We start from the raw sequence: 20,974 nt of genomic DNA on the forward strand, positions 1-20,974 counted from the left end.
AGGCCCGGGCTCACGCCCGGCCTCGCGAAGCGAGGTTGCCGCGTGAGGGAGCTTGCGACCGAACCATTTGGCTCAGTAGGCCCGGGCTCACGCCCGGCCTCGCGAAGCGAGGTTGCCGCGTGAGGGAGCTTGCGACCGAACCATTTGGCTCAGTAGGCCCGGGCTCACGCCCGACCTCGCGAAGCGAGGTTGCCGCGTGAGGCCGCTCAGGTTGGATATGGCGGGGTTCACCGTCTTCCGCGACGAGACGACGGTCGACTTCACCGACGCCGACTTCTTCGCCCTGGTCGGGCCGACCGGGGCGGGCAAGTCGACCGTGCTCGACGCGATCTGCTTCGCCCTTTATGGCCAGGTGCCGCGCTGGGGCAGCAGCCGGGGCATCGCCAACGCGCTGTCGCCGTCGGCGACCGAGGCCCGGGTGCGGCTCGTGTTCGAGTCGGCCGGCGCCCGTTACGTCGCGACCCGCGTGGTCCGCCGCGACAGCCGGGGCAACGTCAAGACCGGCGGTGCGGGCCTGCAGCAGATGCCCGACAACTTCGACGTGTCCAAACTCGACACCGGGATGACCCCCGAAGACCTCGGCGACGTGCTGGCCGGCACGCCGGCCGAGATGGACGAGGCCGTGCAGCAGGCGGTCGGGCTGCCCTACGAGCAGTTCACCAGTTGCGTGATCCTGCCGCAGGGCCAGTTCGCCGATTTCCTGCACGCCAAACCCGCGACCCGCCAGCAGATCCTGGTCAACCTGCTCGGCCTGCACGTCTACGAAGAGATCCAGAAGCGGGCGACCGCCCGGGCGCAGCAGGCCGACGCCGACCTGCGCGCGGTCGACCAGTTGCTGGCCGGCCTCGACGACACCTCAGACGAGGCGCTGGCCGCCGCGGCCGAGCGGGTCGACGCGATGCTGGCCCTGGCCTCGCTGGTGGCCTCGGTGACACCGCAGTTGCAGGCGGCGCAGCGTGCCGCGGCCGAGGCCGCGGCCGGCCTGACCGCCCTCGACGACGAGATCGCCCTGCTCGACCGGGTCCGCGCGCCGCGCGGGGTGGCCGCCCTGGCCGCGGCCGCCGCCGACGCCCGCGCTGCTGCGAGCAAGGCGGCCGATGCCGTCACGGCCGCGGAGGAGCGCGAGGAGAAGCTGCGCGGCGAGCTGGCCGCGACCGGTGACCCGGCGGCGCTGCGGCTGTTGCTGCGCGCCCACGAGGAGCACGCCGCGGTCGCCGCCGAAGCGGCGTCCCTCCAGGATGGACTTTCGGCCGCGACCACCGAGCACCGCACCGCCGCGGCGGCGCTGGAGCAGGCCCGCGCGGCGGCGCTGCGCACCGCGACCGAGCTGGACGCGGCCCGGCGCGCCTACCAGGACGCCCAGGCGGCCGACCGGGCCGGCGCCCTCCGCGTGCACCTGCACGCCGGTGCGCCCTGCCCGGTCTGCGAGCAGCCGGTCGCGACGGTGCCGGCGGTGCCCGCGACCTCGGCCGTGCCGGCCGCCGAGAAGGCCGGCCACGCGGCGAAGGCCGCCGACGAGAAGGCGCAGGCCGAGGTGGCCGAGCGGGAGAAGGCGGCCCGCGCGCTCGAACGCACCCTCGACCGGGCCCGCGCACAGCACGAGCAGCTCACCGCCCGGCTGGCCACCCTCGGCTCGCAGCTCGCCAACTCGCCCGGTGTCAGCGCGCTCCAGCGCGAGCTGGAGACGCTGGCCGGGCTGCAGGCGGCCCTCGACGGGGCGGTCGCGGCGCTCAAGTCCGCGCGCGAACAGGCGCGCACGGCCAGCGCCGCTCGCAGCTCGGCCGAGCAGCGGCTGACCGCGGCCTGGCGCGAGTTCGACGCGGCCCGCGACGCGGTCGCCCGGTTCGCACCACCGGCCGCGTCCCGCGACGACCTCGCCGACTCGTGGTCGGTCCTCGCCGACTGGTCCGCGACCGAGGTGGCCGACCGCCGGTCGGCGCGCACCGCGCTGGCCGCCGGCGCCGCCGACGCCGACGCCGCGGTCACCGCGGTGCGCGCGCGGCTCGATGCCGCGTTCGTCGACGCCGGGCAGCCGGCACCCGACGACCACGTGCGGGCGGCGACGGTGGCGGTCGAGCGGGCCACCGCCGCGCACCAGCGCGTCGAGGAGCGGCGCGAGCAGGCGCGAGGGTTGCTCGACAAGCGCGTCGCGCACGAGCGCGACAGCCAGGTGGCCAAGGCGCTGGCCGGGCACCTGCGGGCCAACAACTTCGAGCGCTGGCTGCTCGAAGAGGCCCTCGACCTGCTGGTCGAGGGCGCCTCGCGGATCCTGCGCGAGCTGTCGGGCGGGCAATACGACCTCGTGCACGAGAAGGGTGAGTTCTCCGTCGTCGACCACCACGACGCCGGGCTGCGCCGGGGCGTGCGCACGCTATCCGGCGGCGAGACGTTCCAGGCGTCACTGGCGCTCGCGCTGGCCCTGGCCGAGCAGCTGGCCGGGATGTCGACGGCGGCGGCCAGCCTCGAGTCGATCCTGCTCGACGAGGGCTTCGGCACGCTGGACGCGGCGACCCTCGACACGGTCGCGGCGACACTCGAGGGCCTGGCCGCCCGGGGCGACCGGATGGTGGGCGTGGTCACCCACGTGCCGGCGCTGGCCGAGCGGGTGCCGGTGCGCTTCGACGTGACCAAGGACGCGCGCTCCGCCCACATCACCCGGAGCGGCATATGACCGAATATTTCGTGGACAACTGGGATCCGGCCTACGGCGCCTCGTTCGAGGCCTCGTCCGCGCCGGCCAGCCAGAGCACTGCCCAGGTCAACACCGACGTCGAGCTGCCGGCGGCGGCCTGGCGGCCACTGACCGCGCCGCCGACGGTCCGCGCCCCCGACGTGGTGCTGCTGGTCGACGGCGTGCGCCGGATCGACGCGAGCCTGTGGACCCGGGAGGAAGACGGCACCTCGCATCCCGGCCTGGCGGCGTCGTACGCGGCCGGGGTGGTCCGTTGCGACCTGCGCGCCGGCGTGGCGTCACTGGCCGGCGCCCTGGTCGAGCGCGGCCTGTTCACCACCTCGCCCACCGCGGGCGACATCGCGGCCGGCACCGTCCACTACGGCGTGCGGCAGGTGCCGGGCGCGCCCGACCCGGCCCGCCTGGTGCCCGCCGTCCAGGGTCCGTTGACCGCGCTGGAGGTGGCGGTCTCGACCGAGGTCCGCGGCGCGTCCGACGACCTGCTCGTCGTCGACGGGCCACTGCGCAACCGGCGGCAACTGTCCCGCACGATCGGTTACGTGAAGACACAGCAGAGCCAGTATCTCGACGGCCCGCTGACCAACGTGGTCACCGCACTGCGCCCTGGCGAGCGCTCGCCGGTCTTCCTGATGGGCACCGCCTGGGGCGGCTACTCATGGTATCTGCGGCTGCCCGGCCCGCCGGGTGCGCCGTGGGCCGGCATCGTCCGCCTCGAATGCTCGACCGAGATGCCGTCGCAGGAGGCGATCGAGCTGGCCGACCTGTCCCTGGTCACCCTGCCCCGGTTCGCCTCGACCCCCTACAAGGACCCGCGGGCGCCGCAGAATCTGATCCCGATCGCCGGCCTCGAACGCCGCCTGCGTGGCCTGCTCGGCGATTCCCGCCTGCTGCACCGTGCCCTGACCCTGGCCGCCGCCCGCAGCGCCGTGCCCGCCGGGCGGTAGCCCCGCGAGATCCCGGCGTCGTCGACCAACTCGGTCGACGCCGTCGCGGGCTAGCCGCTGCCCTGGGTCGCCCGATCGCCGCCGATCGACGGAGCGGTCGCGGCCCGGCTGAAGTGCAGCTCCGGGTCGACGACGCGGTCGGCGCGCAGGAGGCGCACGTCGGTGTCGTAGCTCATCGACGTGAGCCAGGGCAGCCGGTCGCCCTGGCGGGGCAGCTGGTCGATGACCCGGCGGATGTAGCCGGCGCCGAAGTCGAGGAACGGCCGGGTCGGCATCGTCGGGTCGGCGATCTCCGGACGGCAGATCGCGTAGCCGTGTTCGTCCATGTGCTTCAGCAGCAGGCAGAAGTGCTCGCAGAGCAGGCCGACCTTGAGCGTCCAGGACGAGTTGGTGTAGCCGACGATGAACGCGAAGTTGGGCACGCCGGACAGCATCATGCCCTTGTAGGCGACCGTCTGGGCCGGGTCGATCGGCGCACCGTCGACGGTCAGCGTGACGCCGCCCAGGGCCTGCACGTTGAGGCCCGTCGCGGTGACGATGATGTCGGCCGCCAGTTCGCGTCCGGACGCGAGCCGGATGCCGTGCTCGGTGAAGGTCTCGATCCGATCGGTGACCACCTCGGCGGTGCCGGCCCGGATCGCCGCGAACAGGTCGCCGTCGGGGACCAGGCACAACCGTTGGTCCCACGGGTCGTACGGCGGCCGGAAGTGCTCGTCGACCGGGTAGCCCTCGGGCAGCTGCTTGGCGTTGAGCCAGCGGATCAGCCGGCGGGCCCGCTCCGGGTAGCGCTTGCAGAACCGCCAGATCCAGCGTTGCTGCGCGATGTTCTTCCGCCTCGTCCAGGCGTGTCCGCGGACCGGGCCCAGATACTTCTTGAGGGCGTTGCCGATGGCGTCCTTCGTCGGCAACGAGAGGATGTAGGTCGGGGTCCGTTGCAGCATCGTCACGTGGGCGGCGGTGCCGGCCATCGCCGGCACGATGGTGACCGCGGTGGCTCCACTGCCGACCACGACGACCCGCTTGCCTTCGTAGTCAAGGTCTTCCGGCCAGTGCTGCGGGTGGACGATCTCGCCCTCGAACCGGTCGCGGCCGACGAACTCGGGCGTGAAGCCCTCGTCGTAGCGGTAGTAGCCGCCGGCGGCGAAAATCCAGTCGGCGGTGAACGTGGTCGTCGCGCCGGAGTCGTCGCGCTCGACGTCGACCGTCCACCGTGCCGTGTCGCTGTCGAACGCCGCTGCGCGTACCCGGTGGTGATAGCGGATGTGGGGGTCCAGGCCGTTCTCGGTGGCCGTCTCGCGCAGGTATTGGAGGATCCGCGGTGCGGACGCGATTGCTTCCTCGTCGCGCCAGGGCTTGAACTCGTAGCCGAACGTGTGCAGGTCGGAGTCGGATCGGGTGCCCGGGTAGCGGAACAGGTCCCAGGTGCCGCCGGACGCCCCGCGCGCTTCGAGGATCGCGAAGCGCTTCGCCGGCAACCGCGTCTTCAGGTAGCGCCCGGCGCCGATGCCGGAGATCCCGGCGCCGACGATCAGGACATCAAGGTGCTCGACCGCCATCTGTTCATGCTGTGCCTTGATCCCGCATAGGCGAAGGGCGATCTGCACCAGGTTGGTGGGTCGCCAGGTGCGATCTGCACCACTACGGTCGATGCATGTCATGGGATCCGCCGTCGCCCCGGGTGCGCGAGCTCATCCGGCAAGGCGCCGAGATCGCGCTCAACCCGCGCCCCGAATGGCTCGCCGAGATCGACGCGGCCACGCTCGCCGGCGAGGCCCGGCGACCGATCGCCGGCGACCCGGTGCTGGCCGCCGCGACCCGCCGCACCAACCGCTCCAACCTGCTGTTCTGGGCCGCCGCCAACGTGCGTGCGCCGGGCCAGCCGGTCGCGGCCAACGACGAGGCGGCCCCGCTGGCCATCGCCCGCGACCTGGTCCGCCGTGGCCTCGACGACTCGGCGCTGGACGCCTACCGGGTCGGTCAGGCGGTCGCGGCCCGGCTATGGACCCAGATCGCCTGCTCGCTGACCACCGACACCGGCGAGCTGCGCGAGCTGCTCGACGTCTCGCTGCGGTCGATCGCCGCGTTCGTCGACGCGACCGTGGCCACCATCTCGCTGCGGATGCGGGCGGAGCGGGCCGCGCTGACCCGGGGCACGCACGCCGAGCGACGCGAGACGGTCACCCTGCTGCTCGACGGTGCCACGGTCAACCAAGCGGAGATCCGGCTGGGCTACCCGCTGGACCGCACCCACACGGCCGCCGTCGTCTGGACCGACGATCCGGACACCGATCCGCGCCACCTCGACCGCGCCGCCGACGTGCTGGCCGCGGCGGCGGGAACGGGCCGGCCGCTGAACGTGATCGCGAGCGCCGCGTCCCGGTGGGTCTGGGTGCACGGCCACCCCGACCTCGGCGAGCTGCGGTTGGCGCTGGACCGGCTGCCACAGGTGCGGGTGGCGCTCGGCTCGCCGGCGCCGGGCGTCGACGGCTTCCGCCGCAGCCACCTCGACGCGCTGACCACCCAACGCCTGCTGGCCCGGCTGACCTCGGCTCAGCGGCTGGCGTCGTTCGACGAGGTGGAGTTGGTCGCCCTGGTCACCCAGGACGCCGAGGGCGCGGACCGGTTCGTCAGCCGCACCCTCGGCGGCCTGGAGTCGGCGCCCGCAGAGGTGCGCGCCGCGGTGCGGGCGTTCGTGGCCGAGCAGTGCAACGCCTCGCGCGCCGCCGCCCGCCTGTTCACCCACCGCAACACCCTGCTGCGCCGGCTGGCCCGCGCCGACCGGCTGCTGCCCCGCCCGTTGGCCGGCAACACCGTGGCGGTCGCCGCCGCCCTCGACGTGGTGCACTGGCGGGCGATCGGTGCCCAACCGTCGTGATGGACCAGGCGCATGGCCGACAGGCACGCACGAAGGCGTACGCGCTGGTAGGGTCCCCCGGTCACCCACCTGTCCCTCACCGGCGGAGAGTCGCAATGATCATCTTTGGTGTCTCGGTCTTCTATATCTTCGGCCTGATCGGCACCGGGCAGTTCCACTGCCCACAGTGCGGGGGTGACCGCGACTACGAGCACCGCACCGCGCGCCGGTTCTTCACGCTCTTCTTCCTCCCGGTCATCCCGCTCGACAAGGTCGGCGAGGCGGTCCGCTGCCAGACCTGCAAGACCCGGTTCGACCCGATCGTGCTGCGCCGCCCGACGACCGCGCAGCTCGCCAGCGCCCTGCCGGCCGCCATGCGCGCCGCCGCGGCCATCATGGTGCGTGCCGGTGGCGCCTCCGACGCCGCCGTCCGTGCCGCCGTGGATGGGGTGCACGAGGCCGGCGCCGCCGACTACGACGTCTCCCACCTGCAGGCCGACTCGGGCCAGCCGACCGAGCTGGCTGTCGAGCCACTGCGCAACCTGGCCGCCAACTTCACCCAGGACGCCTGCGAGCGCCAGCTCGCCAACGCCGTCCGGGTCGGCCTGGCCGACGGCCCGCTCAACCAGCAGGAGCGCGAGGCGCTGCACTGGATCGCCGAGCAGCTCGGCATGACCCCGGCGCACGCGACCGGCGTCATCGCCACCGTCGAGCAGTCCATCACGCGCGGCTGATCCCACCGCCGGTCAAGCGGTAGGTACGTCGGCCACCTCGATCACCCGGGTGGCCGGCGCGGCCGCGCCGATCGACGTGCGGAGGGCGAGGCGGTCGGGGTCCACCATGAACGACTCGTAGCCGGACCGCGACGCGAACCGGATCAGGTGTACCTCGGTCGCACCGTCGGCGGTCCGGGTGCGCCGCTCGAGCACGCCGTTGTGCCGGCCCAGCAGGGCCAGCACCGCGTCTTCGTAGCGGCGGCCCTCCTCCGGGTGGCCGGCGGCCATCTCTACGACCGCGACGAGCAACAGGCTCGACGGCGGGCGCTCCAGCCAGACCTGCGCCGGCCAGCCCGGCCGCTCACCGGGCTCCTCGTGATGCGCGGCGAAGCCGTGCCGGGCGTAGAAGCGGGCGGCCCGCTCGTTGCCGGCCAGGTAGGACAGCCGCACCGGGCGCCCGGGAACCTCGTCGACCAATGCGGTCAGCAACGCCGAGCCGGCACCGGCGCCCTGCGCACCGGGGCGCACGTAGAGCCGCCAGATCACCGGCACCTCGGCGTGCGGGTCGATGTTGCCGACGCCGAGCAGCTCGTCGCCCTCCTCGGCGACCAGCAACGTGGTGGCCTCCAGCGAGCGCGTCGTCGCCTCCGCCGTCCACCACGTGGCCAGCCCGTGTGCGATGTAGTCGGGTCCGGCGAAACCGTAGGCCGCCGGCCAGGTCTCGTGCCCGATCGCGACGATCGCGGCGACGTCCTCGGGTCCGGCCTTCCTGATCTCCATGACGGACCACGATGCCACGCCCGCGGTCAAATCAGCAGGCCGCCGGTGGCGCGGATGTTCTGGCCGGTGACCCATCCCGCGTCCCGTGAGGTCAGGAAGACGACCACGGCGGCGACGTCGTCGGGCTGGCCGAGGCGGCCGAGTGCGGTGAGCGCCGCCGACCGCGCCAGCCCCGCCGGCGTGTTGTGCTGGCGCAGGAAGGCGGTGTCGGTGGCGCCCGGCGAGACCGTGTTGACGGTGATCCCGCGCGGACCGAGTTCCCGCGCGGCCACCGCGGTGACCTGCTCCAGCGCCCCCTTGCTGGCGCAGTAGAGGACGTGGCCGGCCGCGGGCAGCACGGTGTTGAGCGTGGAGATGTTGACGATCCGGCCGCCGTCGCGCATCAGCTTCGCGGCCCGGCCGATCGCCAACATCGGCACCTTCGTGTTGGCGGTGAACGCCCGGTCGAACTCGGCCTCGGTCACCTCGGCGACGCCGGCCGGCGCCGGGTTGACGGCAGCGTTGTTGACCAGGATGTCGAGTCCGTCCTGGACAGCGTCGAACAACAGGTCCAAACAGGACGAAGATGTCTGGTCGGCGCGCACGGCGATCGCGCCGGGGCAGCGGGCGACGACCTCGTCGGCGGCCGACTTGTCGCGGGCATAGCTGAACACGACGCGGTTGCCGGCCGCGGCCAGCCGCTCGACGACGGCCCGGCCGATGCCGCGGGAGCCGCCGGTGACCAGTGCGGTGGGTGTCATGCCACCGGACGCTATGCCGCGGTCAGCGGCCGGTATTGAACGAATGCGCACAGCTGCGCCGGCGTCAGCCCGACCATCGCGCGCGTCTCGCGGGTGAAGTGTGGCTGGTCGGCGTAGCCGGCGCCGGCCGCCGCCCGGGCCAGGGCCGCGCCCTGGCCGAGCAGGCCGAATGCGCGCTGCAGGCGGGATACCCGGGCCACGGTCGCGGGTGACAGCCCGATCTCGCGGCGGAAGCCGACCTCCAGCGTCCGCCGCCCGACCCCGAGTCGCTCCGCCAGCGCACCGACGCCGATCCGCGGCCCCTGCAGGGCTTGCCAGGCCGCGCCGACCACGCCGCCGGGCGCGTCCGGGCCGAGCCGGGCCAGCAGCGCGGCGTCGAGCAGGGCGAAGCGGGCCGGCCACGAGGGCGCGGCCGCGAGTCGCTCGGCGAGCGGGCCGATCCGCGGGCCGAGCACGTCACGCCAGTCGACCGACAGCCCGGCCAACTCGCTCATCGGCAGGCCGCACAGCTCCGCGACGCCGACCGGGGTCAGGCCGACCGTGACGCCGCGGCCCCAGGTGGTCGGCCCGTCCACGGTCGCTCGGGCGCGCGGGCCGGTGACCAGGCCGAACGGCCCGTCGAAGGAGATGACCAGGGCGGTCAGGTTGATCGGGAGTAGGCGGTGGGCCAGCGGAGCGCCGGTGCCGGACGCGAACCCGGCGTAGCCGACGACGCGACCGTGCAGCCGGTGATCCGGGCGGCCCGGTGCCGCCCGGCAGGCCGCGCCGGGCGGCTGGACCGGCATCGAGTGGACCTGCGCCATCGCACCATCATCGCCCGGCTCAGGCGGCTCGGGGAGCCGCCAGCTCATCGGCGGCGCCGATATTCCACAATAATAGAAACTTGGTAGATTCCGGTGATGATCTCGGAGCGCGTCGGCAACGGACTGGACATGGCCGAGCTTGGTCAACGGCTTCGCGCCGAGCGTCGCCAGCGCGGGTTCACGCTGGAGGACCTCGCCGCGGTCAGCGGCGTCAGTCGCAGCATGCTCTCGGAAGTGGAGCGTGGAAGCCGCGTGCCGACGGTGCTCGTGCTCGACCGGATCGCCACCGGTCTCGGCACCAGCATCGCCCGGTTGCTGCGCGACGAGGTGCCCGCCGAGCGGCTGGTGCTGCGTCGCGAAGAGCAGACGGTGGCCCGTGACGAGGCTGGCTGGGAGCGGCGCGTGCTCAGCCCGGTGCTGCCGGGCGTCGACTTCGAGTTCATGCGCACCACGATCGACCCGGGTGTGAACGCGGGCGTGTTCCTGCCGCACAGCCCCGGCTCGCGCGAGTATCTCGCGGTCGAGGCCGGCGTGCTACGCCTGTCGCTCGACGGCGACAACGTGGTGCTGCGCCAGGGCGACAGCATCTTCTACCCCGGGGATTGTCATCACGGCTTCGCCAATACCGACACAGTTCCTTGTGTCTATTACCTCGCGATGGACATCGCCGCCGCTGCCCACTAGGCGCGAGCCGACGCGGCCGCCTTTCAGTGCACGGAGTCGGCGGCGCGGTAGCCGTCCGGTACGCCGTCGGCGGTAATCACGTCGGCCACCATGTGTGCCGTGCGCAGGCCCAGGATCTGCTGGTACTCGGGCGAGTCGTACCAGTTCCGGATCCGCTCACGGTCGGGGAACTCGATGACGATGACGCCCGCGCCCCACTTTCCCTCGATGGTTTCGACGTTCCCGCCGTGCACCAGGAACCTGCCACCGAACGGCTCCAGAGTGGCGTCGATGCGCCGTAGATACTCGACAATGTCCGGGCAGGGCTCCACCGAGTGGAAGTGCGCGATGGCGTACGCGGCCATGGTCTCCTCCTCATTCGACGATCAGGTCCTGCTCCGTAAGGTACGGACAAGTCGGCCGTGGGGAATCGGTAGCGCTTAGGTATTCGCTGGGGTGCGTTGTTGGGGAGCCTCCAGCGCGTACGCCAGCGCCGAGCCCAGGTTGTCGGCCGTGCCCTGCGACCAGGCCCGCGGGTGGGCGCGGGTGTCCAGGTCGGCCCCGCTCGGCCAGTCCGGCACGTACGCCTGTATCCACGCGGCGCCGGTGTCGGTCCGCAGCTTGCGCGCGGCGGCCGCCAGCCGCACCGCCCGTTCGGCCGAGCCCCCGCGCGCCGCCAGGTCGGACAGCGCCTGGAGGAAGAGCGCGGCACTGGCCTCGTCGCGTACGCCGGCCGCGACCCGCAGGCCCGATTCGAGGTAGGCGGTCGCGCCGGCCTGGTCGCCGTCCACCATCTCGGCGACGGCGAGGCTGAACAGCGCCACGATCTCGCCGAGGTGGTCGTTGGTCTTGCGGGCGAGCCGCAGCCCGTCGGCGAACTGCGCGGCCGCGGCCTTGGGGTCGCCGGCCTTGAGCGGGACCAGGCCGAGCCGGGTGTGGTAGAGCGCGATCATCCACTCCTCGCCCAGCCGCTCGCTGATCTGCTTGGTCTCCTCCAGCAGCTCGCGGGCCTGGTCGTAGTCGCCGCGGGCGAGCGCCAACTGTCCCAACATCCCGGCCGCCCGGGCGGTGGCGTCGTCGTCGCCGAGCCGGCGCAGCAGCGGCAGCGCGCGCTCCAGCTTGGCCCGGCCGACGGCGTGCTGCCCGGTGACGAACGAGATCGCGCCGTCGCCGAAGAGCACATGGGCGTACGCCCGAGGCGAGAGCTGGTCGGCGTGCTCGAGCACCCGCTCGATGCTCCGTGCGCCCTCGTCGGTGTGCCCGCGCAGCCACCAGAGCGACCAGACCACCCAGCCCAGCCGGACCGCCTCTTCGAGCTGCCCGGTGTCGATGAACCAGGTCATCGCCGCGCGCAGGTTGTCGTGCTCGGCTTCGAGCAGGTCGACCGAGGCCGGGTTGGTCGAGGTGCGGCCGAGCGGCGGCGCCACGTGCTCGGCGAAGTAGAGGTAATGCAGGGCGTGCCGGTTGTGTGTGTCGGTCCAGTCGCCCTCCTCGCGGAGCCGTTCCAGGGCGTAGTCACGGATGATCCCGAGCATCGTGAAGCGCGGCTCGCGGTCGCCCTTCTCCTGGCCGATCAGGCTGCTCTCGATCAGCGAGCTGAGCGCGTCGATGCCGGCGTACTGCTCCGGCACGCCGGCCACCGCCCGGGCCGCGGTCAGGTCGAACGGGCCGGCGAACACGCCGAGCCGGGCGAACAGCCGCTTCTCGTGGTCGGGCAGGAGGTGATAGCTCCAGGCGATCGTGTCGCGCAGGGTGCGCTGGCGGGCCGGCAGGTCGCGGGCGCCGCCGGTGAGCGTGCCGAGCCGGCTGGTGAGGCGACCGAGCAGGGCCCGAGGGGTGAGGACGCGCACCTTCGCGGCCGCGAGCTCGACGGCCAGCGGCAGGCCGTCGAGCCGGCGGACTATTTCGGCGATCGCCGCGGCCTCGTCGGGGCCGACCGCGAAGTCGGCCTTGACCGCGCGGGCCCGCTCGACGAACAGCCGGGCGGCGCCGTCGCGGCGGACGGCGACCGACGGGTCCTCGGCCGGGTCGGGCACCGGCAGCGGCAACACGTCGAACACGTGCTCCCCGGTCAGCCGCAGCGGCACCCGGCTGGTGGCCAGCATCGTGATGCCGGCGCCCGCACCGAGCACCGCGGCAATCGTCGGCGCGGCGTCCGGGAGGTGTTCCAGGTTGTCGACGACCAGCAGCAGCGAGCGGTTGCGCAGATAGGTGACCACGTCGTCGAGCGGCGAGCGGTTGGGCACGGTACGCAGCCCGAGCGACTGGGCCAGGGATGCGGCGACCAGGTCGGGGTCGGTGACCCCGGACAGGTCGGTGAAGCGCACCCCGTCGGCGAAGGTGTTGTGCAACGCCGAGCCGAGCTCCATCGCCAGCCGGGTCTTGCCCACGCCGCCGGGCCCGGTCAGCGTGACCAAGCGCACGTCGTCGCTGGTCAGCAGGTCACGCAGGGCGCGCTGCTCGGCCCGCCGCCCGAGCAGCGGGTTGGGCGGCACGGGCACGTCGTCGCGCGGCATGACCTCGGCCTCGCCGGAGGAGGATCCGGAGCCCGAGCGGGCGCCCGACCGCGGGGTGAAGCGCTCGGTGAGCAGCAGGGCGATGTCTTCGCCGACCACTCGGCGCAACTCGTCGGCGGAGCGGAACTGCCGGTAGCTGACCCGGGCGTCGTCGCGGATCCGGTCGAGCAGGGCGGTCAGCCGGGGATCGCGGTCGGGCGCCGGCGCCTTGACGTAGATCAGCTTCGGCAGGTGGCCCGCCACCAGGTATTCGTCTTCGATGCCGGAACGCTGCGAGTCCGGACCGACCCAGCCGTAGCTCTCCCAGTAGATGCCGATGAAGAGCTGGCTCTGCTCCAGGTAGGCCCGGTAGACCTCGCGTGGGCCGTGTGGCCGGGCACCCAGCTCGAACATCACCGGCACCAGCCGCATCCGGGCGATCGCGTCACGGACCGCCAGTCGCTCAGGCTCCAACTCCTCCAGCGTCGACGAGACGAACACACGCAACCGATGGTCCGGCGTGTGGATCACCGGACCGCCCGAAGTTGCCATGAAAAATCATCACTTCCCCCCATACGGACACCGAACCTACCCGCCCTCCTCGGCCCCGACACCTGCCAGCCAGCCCTGAGAGCGCTCCCATAACGGTTTGGGAACGCTCCCATCGAACGGTATTGACGTCGCCGTTACGTGTCGGCAATCTCGTGGGAGCGCTCCCGGCGGACCGCGCAAAGGCGGGTCCGGACGATTCCGTGTGGCGCCGACCAACCCACCGCTCCTGCATTCAACGACCTGAGAGGGGTCCTGAATGAGCGTCATTCGACGCCGCAACAGGCTGGTCGCGCTCACCGCCGTCGCCACTGTCGTGCTCGGAGTCACTGCCTGTGGCAGCGACGACGAACCCGGCACTGACGCCGGCGGCAAGCCCGACAAGCTGGTCATCGAGACGGTCGGCGAGTTCGGCTACGACGAGCTCGTCAAGCAGTACGAGAAGGACACCGGCATCAAGATCGAGCTGCGCAAGACCGCTCAGCTCAACGAGTACCGCCCGAAGATCGTGCGAAGCCTGGCCACCGGCAAGGGTGTGGCCGACGTCGTCGCGCTCGAAGAGGGTGTTCTCAACGAGTTCAAGCTCAACCCCACCAACTGGGCCGACCTGACACCCCTGGTTGCCGACCACAGCAAGGATTACCTGCCGTGGAAGTGGGAGCTGGGCAAGTCCGCCGACGGGCGGCTGATCGGCCTGCCGACCGACGTGGGCAGCCTCGCCGTCTGTTACCGCAGTGACCTGTTCAAGGCGGCCGGCCTGCCGACCAACCGCGACGAGGTCACCGCGCTCTGGCCGGACTGGCCGTCTTTCATCGAGACCGGCAAGAAATACCGCCAGCAGACCGGCAAGGGCATGCTCGACTCGGTCACCACGGCGGCCAGCGCGATCGCCTTCCAGGCCGGCGGCGACATCTTCTACGACAAAGACGACAACATCATCGCCGACAAGAGCCCGGCGGTGAAGCAGGCGTGGGACACCTCGCTGAAGATGGTCGACGCCAACATCACCGCGAAGACGGCGACCTGGTCGCCGGAGTGGAGTGCCGGCTTCAAGCAGGGCACGTTCGCCGCGACGTTCTGTCCTTCGTGGATGCTCGGCATCGTGCGCGACAACTCGGGCCCGGAGAACAAGGGCAAGTGGGACGTTGCCGGCGTGCCCGGTGGCCTCGGCAACTGGGGAGGGTCGTGGCTCGCTGTGCCTGAACGGGGGAAGCACAAGGCCGAGGCCGCCAAGCTCGCCGAGTTCCTGACCAGCGCCAGCAGCCAGGTGGCGGCGTTCAAGCTCAAGGGTCCACTGCCGACGAACCTGGAGGCCCTGAAGAACCCCGATTTCCTGGCCTACACCGACCCCTACTTCAGTGACGCGCCGACCGGGAAGATCTTCGGTAGCAGCGTCGAGGCCATCAAGCCGATCCACCTCGGCCCCAAGCACCAGGCCGTGAAGGAACAGGCGATGGAACCGGCACTGCAGTCGTACGAGAACGGCGAGGCGACTGCCAGCGCCGCCTGGGACCAGTTCATCAAGGACGCCGCGACACAGGGCGCCTTCTGACGGCACCGGACCGGAAGGGCCCCTTCGCGCAAGGGGCCCTTCCGCGCGGCCGTTTCGGCAGCATCGTCCAGAGAGGACACCCGAATGGCACTCGCCACGCCCGCGCGCCCGGCGCCGCCCGCGCCGGCCCGGGCACACCGGCATCGCACCAGCGGCAGCGCCAAGCGCGCCCGCTGGGACATGAAGTTCTCGCCGTACCTCTACATCGCACCGTTCTTCATCGTGTTCGGCATCTTCGGCCTCTATCCGATGGCGAAGACCGCCTGGATGTCACTGCACGACTGGGACATGATCGGCGACCACACCTTCATCGGCTTCGACAACTACGCCGAACTGCTCAAGGACGAGTACTTCTGGAACGCGGTCGTCAACACGCTGGGCATCTTCGTCGTGGCGACCGTGCCCCAGCTGATCCTCGCGCTGTTCCTCGCCAACCTGCTCAACCGCACCCGGTTGCGGGCCCGGACGATGTTCCGGATGGCCGTCTTCGTGCCCAACATCACCTCGGTGGCCGCGGTCGCGATCGTCTTCGCGATGCTGTTCCAGCGCGACTTCGGCGTCATCAACTGGCTGCTCAGCCTGATCGGCATCGACCCGATCGACTGGGACGCCCAGCGGTGGAGCTCCTGGACGGCGATCGCCTTCATGGTCGACTGGCGGTGGACCGGCTACAACGCGCTGATCCTGCTGGCCGGCATGCAGTCGATCCCGCGTGACCTCTACGAGGCGGCCGCGCTCGACGGCGCCAGCCATTGGCGGCAGTTCTGGCGGATCACCCTGCCGATGCTCACGCCCACGTTCGTGTTCGTCGTCGTGCTGTCGACGATCGGCGGCCTGCAGCTCTTCACCGAGCCGCTGATCTTCGGCAACGGAAACATGCGCGGTGGCACGCAACGCGAGTTCCAGACGCTCGCCATGTACATGTACGAGAAGGGCATCAACAGCCTCAACACGGCCGGATACGGCGCCGCGATCGCCTGGGCGCTGTTCGTGCTCATCGGCATCGTCGCCGCGATCAACCTGGCCCTCGTCCGCCGAACCGTGAAGTGAGGGAGCGCACCATGGTCGCGGCCTCCGCCCGCCTCTGGAAGACCAGCCCGCTGACCTACATCGCGCTGGTCATCGGCGTGCTGGCGTCGATCTACCCGTTCTACTACATGTTCGTCATCGCCACCCGCAGCCTGGACGCGATCAACTCCGTGCCGCCGCCGTTCATACCGGGCAGCGCGTTCGGCGACAACTTCCAGCGCGTGCTCGACAACTCCGAAGCCAACTTCATCAAGGGCATCGTCAACTCGGTCATCGTCTCCACAGTGGTCACTGTGGCCGTGGTGCTGACCGGCACGCTGGCCGGGTTCGCCTTCGCCAAGCTCCGGTTCCGCGGCCGCAACGGCCTGATGCTGGCGATCGTGGTGACCATGATGGTGCCGACCCAGCTGGGGTTGATCCCGCTCTGGGGGATGATGCAGGACTTCGGCTGGTACGACACGCTCTACGCCGTCACGGTGCCGTTCCTGGTCAGCGCGTTCGGCGTCTTCATGATGCGCCAATACGCGACCCAGGCCATCTCCGACGAGCTGATCGAGGCCGCCCGGGTCGACGGGTGCAGCACGTTCCGGGTTTACTGGAACGTCGTGCTGCCGGCGCTGCGGCCGGCGGCGGCGGTGCTCGGCCTGCTCACGTTCATGGACACCTGGAACCAGTTCCTCTGGCCCTACGCGGCGCTGACCAACGACAATCCCACCCTGCAGGTGTCGCTCGCGTTCCTGTCCTACGCCTACTACACCGACTACTCGCAGGTCTTCGCGGCGACGGCCGTGGGCACCGTACCCCTGCTGCTCGTGTTCCTGTTCTTCGGCCGTCAGATCATCGGCGGCATCATGGAAGGCGCCGTCAAGTCGTGACCACGTTCCCGCCCGACTTCCTCTGGGGCGCCGCCACCGCGGCCTATCAGGTCGAAGGAGCCGCCACCGAAGACGGGCGTACGCCGTCGATCTGGGACACCTTCAGCCACACACCCGGGCGCACCGTCAACGGCGACACCGGCGACGTCGCCTGCGACCACTACCACCGGTTCCGCGACGACGTGAAGCTGATGGCCGACCTGGGCCTGCGGTCCTACCGGTTCTCGCTGGCGTGGCCGCGGATCCAGCCGCGCGGCACCGGCCCGGCCAGCCAGCGTGGGCTCGACTTCTACCGCGGTCTGGTCGACGAGTTGCTCGACCACGGCATCGAGCCGTGGGTCACCCTCTATCACTGGGACCTGCCGCAGGAACTCGAAGACGCGGGCGGCTGGCCGGCCCGCGACACCGCGCGCCGGTTCGCCGACTACGCGGCGCTCGCCCACGAGGCGCTGGGCGACCGGGTGCGGTTCTGGACCACGTTCAACGAGCCGTGGTGCTCGGCGTTCCTCGGCTACGGCTCGGGTGCGCACGCGCCGGGCCGCTGCGACCCGGGCGAGGCGGTGCGGGCGGCACATCACCTGATGCTCGGGCACGGCCTGGCGACCCAGGCGATCGGCTCGGCCGGCATCACGCTCAACCTCTACGCGATCTCGCCGGCCTCGGAGTCGTCGGCCGCGGATCTCGACGCCGCCCGGCGGATCGACGGGCTGGCCAACCGCATCTTCCTCGACCCGTTGCTGCGCGGTGCGTATCCCGCTGACGTCGTCGCCGACCTGGCCGGCGTGACCGATATGTCCCACGTACGCGATGGGGATCTGTCCGTGATCTCCACGCCGCTGTCCGTGCTGGGCGTCAACTATTACAGCCGCCACGTGGTCGCGGGTCCGGTCGAAGGGGCGGAGCCGGAGCCCTACTGGCGCAAGCAGACGTGCTGGCCCGGCAGCGAGGATGTCCGGTTCGTCACCCGAGGGCTCCCGGTCACCGAGATGAACTGGGAAATCGACGCGCCGGGCCTGGTCGAGACGCTGACCCGGCTGCACGTCGAATACCCGGCGGTTCCGCTCTACGTGACCGAAAACGGCGCCGCGTTCGCCGACGAAATCGTCGACGGCGAGGTCCCGGATCCCGAGCGGGTCGCCTATTTCGACGCCCACCTGCGCGCCTGCCACGAGGCGATCACGGCCGGGGTGCCCCTGCGGGGCTACTTCGCCTGGTCGCTGATGGATAATTTCGAATGGGCGTGGGGCTACACGAAGCGCTTCGGCATGATCCATGTCGACTACGCGACCCAGTTCCGCACCCCCAAGACCAGCGCCAGGTGGTACGCCGACGTGATCCGACGTAACGGACTGGCCGCAGAATAAGGCCGCCTGCGGAGGAGCAAACGATGACGACCCAGCGCACCCGGTCCCTAGGCCGACCGACCCTCGACGCCGTGGCGGCGCGGGCCGGCGTCGGCCGGGGCACCGTCTCCCGGGTCGTCAACGGCTCGCCACAGGTCAGCCCGGAGGCCCGGGCGGCGGTGCAGGCGGCGATCGCCGAACTCGGCTACGTGCCCAACCGCGCCGCCCGGGCCCTGGTCACCCAGCGCACCGACTCGGTCGCCCTGGTCGTCTCGGAGTCCGAGGAGCGGGTCTTCACCGAGCCGTTCTTCGCCGCGATCGTCCGTGGCGTCAGCTCCGGCCTGCTCGACACGTCGATGCAACTGTGGCTCGCGATGGCCCAGTCGCCGGCCGAGCGGGAGCGGATCGAGCACCACCTGACCAACCAGCACATCGACGGCGTCCTGCTGCTCTCGCTGCACGACGCCGACCCGCTGCCCACCTTGTTGGAGCAGCGCGGCCTTCCGGCGGTGCTCGGCGGCCGCCCGGCGCGGATGCTGCAGCCCGACGCCCAGGAGGCCTACTACGTCGACGTCGACAACGCGGGCGGCGCCCGCCAGGCGGTGGAATACCTGTTCGGCCGCGGCCGCCGCACGATCGCGACGATCGCCGGCCCGCAGGACATGGGCGTCGGCGCCACCCGCCTGTCCGGCTACCGCGAGGCGGTGGCCGCGCTGGGCGCCAGGGTCGACGAGAAGCTGATCGCGTACGGCGACTTCAGCGAGGCCAGCGGCACGGCCGCGATGCGCGAGCTGCTCGCCGACAACCCGGACCTCGACGCCGTGTTCGCGGCGTCCGACCTGATGGCCTACGGCGCGCTGCGCGCGCTCCAGGAGGCCGGCCGCCGGGTGCCGGAAGACGTCGCGGTCGTCGGCTTCGACGACGCCCAGATCGCCCGCCAGTCCAACCCGCCGCTGACCACCGTGCACCAGCCGATCGAGGAGATGGGCCGCGAGATGGCCCGCCTGCTGGTCGCCCGCATCCGCCGCGAAGACCCGAACCCGCACGTCCTGCTCGACACCTCGTTGGTCGAGCGGGAAAGCGCGTAGCGAAGGACTACCACCACACTGGGCGCAACGGATCGGCCGCGGGCGGAGTAAAGACCAGTGGAGGTGGCGCCCGGTGCCGGAGCAGTCGTTCGACGAGTTCGTCCATGCGAGCCTGCCCATGCTCAGCCGTTACGCCAACGCGCTGACCGGGTCGGCACACGCGGGCGAGGACCTGGTCCAGGACACGCTGGTCAAGGTGTCTCGGGCCTGGCGACGCGTACGTGCCGACGGCAATCCCATCGCGTACACCCGCAAGGTCATGTTGCACACGTACCTGAGCGCGTGGCGCGGTCTGCTGCGGCGGCCGCGGACCGTGCCGCTGTCGCAGGACTGGGCCGGGCCCGACCAGTTTCCGCTGGTGGAGTCCCGGGACCTGCTGCGCCGCGCCCTGGCCGGGTTGCCGCCCGCGCAGCGGGCGGTCCTGGTCCTCGGCTATCTCGACGACCTGCCCGACGACGAGATAGCCGCCGTCATCGGGCGGCGCCCCGCCACCGTCCGGTCGCTGCGCCAGCGGGGCCTGGCCACACTCCGGCGCCATCTGGTTCTCGAGGCCCACCAGGAGCAGCGATGAACGACAGGGATGCCGCCGTCGAGCCGCTGCTGCGCGAAGAGCTCGAGCACCTGGCGGCGCTGCCACAGCCCGAAGCGGGCGCCCTGCTGCGCCGGGTGTCCCGACGCCGGCGGCGCAACGGGATCGGTGCCGCCGCCGGCGCCCTGGCCGTGCTCGCGATCGTCACGGGCACCGTCCTCACCGTCGGCCGACCTCCGGCCCGGCCACCAGCGGTCACGCCGCCCGCGAACCTGGCCGTCGCCGGCGTGCCCCAGGTCCACTTCGTGGATGCCGACCACGGCTTCGCCCTGGCGTCGTCGTGTCCGGCCGCCGCGGGCGACTGCGCGGTGTGGCTGGCGAACACCTCGGACGGGGGTACGAGCTGGCAGGCGCACCAGGTGCCGGGCCTGACCTATCCGAACGCGGCCGAGGGCGGGGATCCCCGGGTCACCCTCCGGGTGCTCGACGCGTCCCGGGCAGCCCTGGACGGCTACGACGGCGACCGGCGCTGGTTCACCACCGACGCCGGTGCCACCTGGACTCAGCCGTCGCCGCGCCCCGACGGCACCGTGGACAGCATCCCCGCCAACGGCCTGGCGCAGATCGAGAGCAACGCCGGCGCCCCGGTCGGGATCGTCGTGCTGCTACCCGACGGCCGATCGGCGCGGTTGGCCTCGCCGCCGGTCGCACCGCTGACCGAGTCGATGACCGACGTCACGGTCGGCACCGACGGAAGCGCCTGGATGGAGGGCAGCGACGACGACCGGTCGTGGTTGTTCGTCAGTCGCGACCGCGGACGGTCGTGGAATCGGGTCCCGCTCCCCGCGGAGGCGGCCGAGCCGGGCCGCCCGCATCGGACGGTCGGCCGGCTCGCCGTCTACGACGGCCGCACCGCGTTCCTGGTGGACGCGTCCGGGTACCGGCTGTGGCGCACCAAGGACGACGGACGGCATTGGGAACCGCTGCTGGTGCCGATCGCCAAACCGTCCGAAGACGTCGGGCTTGTGGCCAGCCCCGAGGCCGACGGCGGGCTCACCGTCTTCGACGTCCTGACCGGCCGGAGCTTCACGATGCGGGGGAACGGCGACCGGTTCGTACCCGTCGCCGCGGAGCAGCGTCCCTCCGTCCGCATCGGCGCCCGCTTCCTGGCCGGCAGCGGCCCGAGCGGCCGGGAGCCGCCGTACTTCCACTCGTCCGACCGGCAGACCTGGACGGAGCTGCACTTCTGACGCGGGCATCGCGGATCGTGTCCGATACGCCGCGGGCCGTTCGTCTCAATAGACGTCAACGCGGTTCGTAGA

Annotated in this window: 18 protein-coding genes; 12 read left to right on the forward strand and 6 right to left on the reverse strand. The window is 71.8% G+C overall.

Features of this window, described 5'->3' with window-relative positions; genetic code table 11:
• The first annotated feature begins 196 nt into the window (after positions 1 to 196).
• Positions 197 to 2,671, forward strand: coding sequence for an SMC family ATPase (locus AB0J74_RS15470; protein WP_363448409.1), 2,475 nt, complete (start codon positions 197 to 199; stop codon positions 2,669 to 2,671).
• The gene (locus tag AB0J74_RS15475; RefSeq protein ID WP_363448410.1) at positions 2,668 to 3,636 is read left to right on the forward strand and encodes a hypothetical protein; all 969 of its coding nucleotides are present in this window, start codon (positions 2,668 to 2,670) and stop codon (positions 3,634 to 3,636) included. Before AB0J74_RS15470 ends, AB0J74_RS15475 begins: the two co-directional genes overlap by 4 nt.
• 50 nt (positions 3,637 to 3,686) lie before the next feature.
• On the opposite strand, the gene AB0J74_RS15480 is transcribed toward AB0J74_RS15475, so the two are convergent.
• Positions 3,687 to 5,192 (reverse strand): NAD(P)/FAD-dependent oxidoreductase, encoded by a 1,506-nt coding sequence (locus AB0J74_RS15480; RefSeq protein ID WP_363448411.1) that lies wholly within the window; start codon positions 5,190 to 5,192, stop codon positions 3,687 to 3,689.
• 95 nt (positions 5,193 to 5,287) lie between these two features.
• Between AB0J74_RS15480 and AB0J74_RS15485 the strand changes: the two genes are divergently transcribed.
• Together AB0J74_RS15485 and AB0J74_RS15490 are read left to right on the forward strand one after the other, a co-directional pair.
• Positions 5,288 to 6,511 (forward strand): PucR family transcriptional regulator, encoded by a 1,224-nt coding sequence (locus AB0J74_RS15485; RefSeq protein WP_363448412.1) that lies wholly within the window; start codon positions 5,288 to 5,290, stop codon positions 6,509 to 6,511.
• Positions 6,512 to 6,606: 95 nt separating this feature from the next.
• Complete coding sequence (locus AB0J74_RS15490; protein WP_363448413.1) at positions 6,607 to 7,224, forward strand: zinc-ribbon domain-containing protein; 618 nt, start codon at positions 6,607 to 6,609, stop codon at positions 7,222 to 7,224.
• A 12-nt stretch (positions 7,225 to 7,236) separates the two neighbouring features.
• Here AB0J74_RS15490 and AB0J74_RS15495 read toward each other — a convergent pair whose 3' ends face one another.
• The 3 genes from AB0J74_RS15495 to AB0J74_RS15505 are packed head-to-tail and all read right to left on the reverse strand — an operon-like array spanning position 7,237 to position 9,529.
• The gene (locus AB0J74_RS15495) at positions 7,237 to 7,986 is read right to left on the reverse strand and encodes a GNAT family N-acetyltransferase (protein WP_363448414.1); all 750 of its coding nucleotides are present in this window, start codon (positions 7,984 to 7,986) and stop codon (positions 7,237 to 7,239) included.
• Between the two features lie 26 nt (positions 7,987 to 8,012).
• Positions 8,013 to 8,726 carry an SDR family oxidoreductase gene (locus tag AB0J74_RS15500; RefSeq protein ID WP_363448415.1) on the reverse strand — a complete coding sequence of 238 codons (714 nt, stop codon included), beginning with the start codon at positions 8,724 to 8,726 and terminating at the stop codon, positions 8,013 to 8,015.
• An 11-nt stretch (positions 8,727 to 8,737) separates the two neighbouring features.
• Positions 8,738 to 9,529: a helix-turn-helix domain-containing protein gene (locus AB0J74_RS15505; protein WP_363448416.1), complete on the reverse strand. Its 792-nt coding sequence runs from the start codon at positions 9,527 to 9,529 to the stop codon at positions 8,738 to 8,740.
• Between the two features lie 96 nt (positions 9,530 to 9,625).
• On the opposite strand from AB0J74_RS15505, the gene AB0J74_RS15510 reads away from it, so the two are divergent.
• Positions 9,626 to 10,213, forward strand: coding sequence for an XRE family transcriptional regulator (locus AB0J74_RS15510; protein ID WP_363448417.1), 588 nt, complete (start codon positions 9,626 to 9,628; stop codon positions 10,211 to 10,213).
• 23 nt (positions 10,214 to 10,236) lie between these two features.
• Here the strand turns inward: AB0J74_RS15510 and AB0J74_RS15515 are convergent, their stop codons facing one another.
• A complete protein-coding gene (locus tag AB0J74_RS15515) occupies positions 10,237 to 10,557 on the reverse strand; it encodes a DUF1330 domain-containing protein (protein WP_363448418.1) in 321 nt (106 codons plus the stop codon).
• 75 nt (positions 10,558 to 10,632) lie between these two features.
• Entirely contained in the window at positions 10,633 to 13,239 is a 2,607-nt protein-coding gene (locus AB0J74_RS15520) for a DUF4062 domain-containing protein (RefSeq protein WP_363448419.1), read from the reverse strand.
• A 256-nt stretch (positions 13,240 to 13,495) separates the two neighbouring features.
• Between AB0J74_RS15520 and AB0J74_RS15525 the strand changes: the two genes are divergently transcribed.
• From AB0J74_RS15525 to AB0J74_RS15555, 7 genes are all read left to right on the forward strand, one after another.
• The gene (locus AB0J74_RS15525) at positions 13,496 to 14,788 is read left to right on the forward strand and encodes an extracellular solute-binding protein (protein ID WP_363448420.1); all 1,293 of its coding nucleotides are present in this window, start codon (positions 13,496 to 13,498) and stop codon (positions 14,786 to 14,788) included.
• Positions 14,789 to 14,872: 84 nt separating this feature from the next.
• On the forward strand, positions 14,873 to 15,838 hold the full coding sequence (locus tag AB0J74_RS15530) for a sugar ABC transporter permease (protein WP_363448421.1): 966 nt from the start codon (positions 14,873 to 14,875) through the stop codon (positions 15,836 to 15,838).
• An 11-nt stretch (positions 15,839 to 15,849) separates the two neighbouring features.
• Complete coding sequence (locus tag AB0J74_RS15535; protein ID WP_363448422.1) at positions 15,850 to 16,692, forward strand: carbohydrate ABC transporter permease; 843 nt, start codon at positions 15,850 to 15,852, stop codon at positions 16,690 to 16,692.
• On the forward strand, positions 16,689 to 18,056 hold the full coding sequence (locus tag AB0J74_RS15540) for a GH1 family beta-glucosidase (RefSeq protein ID WP_363448423.1): 1,368 nt from the start codon (positions 16,689 to 16,691) through the stop codon (positions 18,054 to 18,056). The genes AB0J74_RS15535 and AB0J74_RS15540 overlap by 4 nt, the downstream gene beginning before the upstream one ends.
• A 23-nt stretch (positions 18,057 to 18,079) precedes the next feature.
• A complete protein-coding gene (locus AB0J74_RS15545) occupies positions 18,080 to 19,123 on the forward strand; it encodes a LacI family DNA-binding transcriptional regulator (RefSeq protein WP_363448424.1) in 1,044 nt (347 codons plus the stop codon).
• 73 nt (positions 19,124 to 19,196) lie between these two features.
• Complete coding sequence (locus AB0J74_RS15550) at positions 19,197 to 19,694, forward strand: SigE family RNA polymerase sigma factor (RefSeq protein ID WP_363448425.1); 498 nt, start codon at positions 19,197 to 19,199, stop codon at positions 19,692 to 19,694.
• Positions 19,691 to 20,902 (forward strand): hypothetical protein, encoded by a 1,212-nt coding sequence (locus tag AB0J74_RS15555; RefSeq protein WP_363448426.1) that lies wholly within the window; start codon positions 19,691 to 19,693, stop codon positions 20,900 to 20,902. The genes AB0J74_RS15550 and AB0J74_RS15555 overlap by 4 nt, the downstream gene beginning before the upstream one ends.
• Positions 20,903 to 20,974 lie beyond the last annotated feature (72 nt).

It is taken from the genome of Asanoa sp. NPDC049573, assembly GCF_040676615.1.
Taxonomy (GTDB): Bacteria; Actinomycetota; Actinomycetes; order Mycobacteriales; family Micromonosporaceae; genus Asanoa.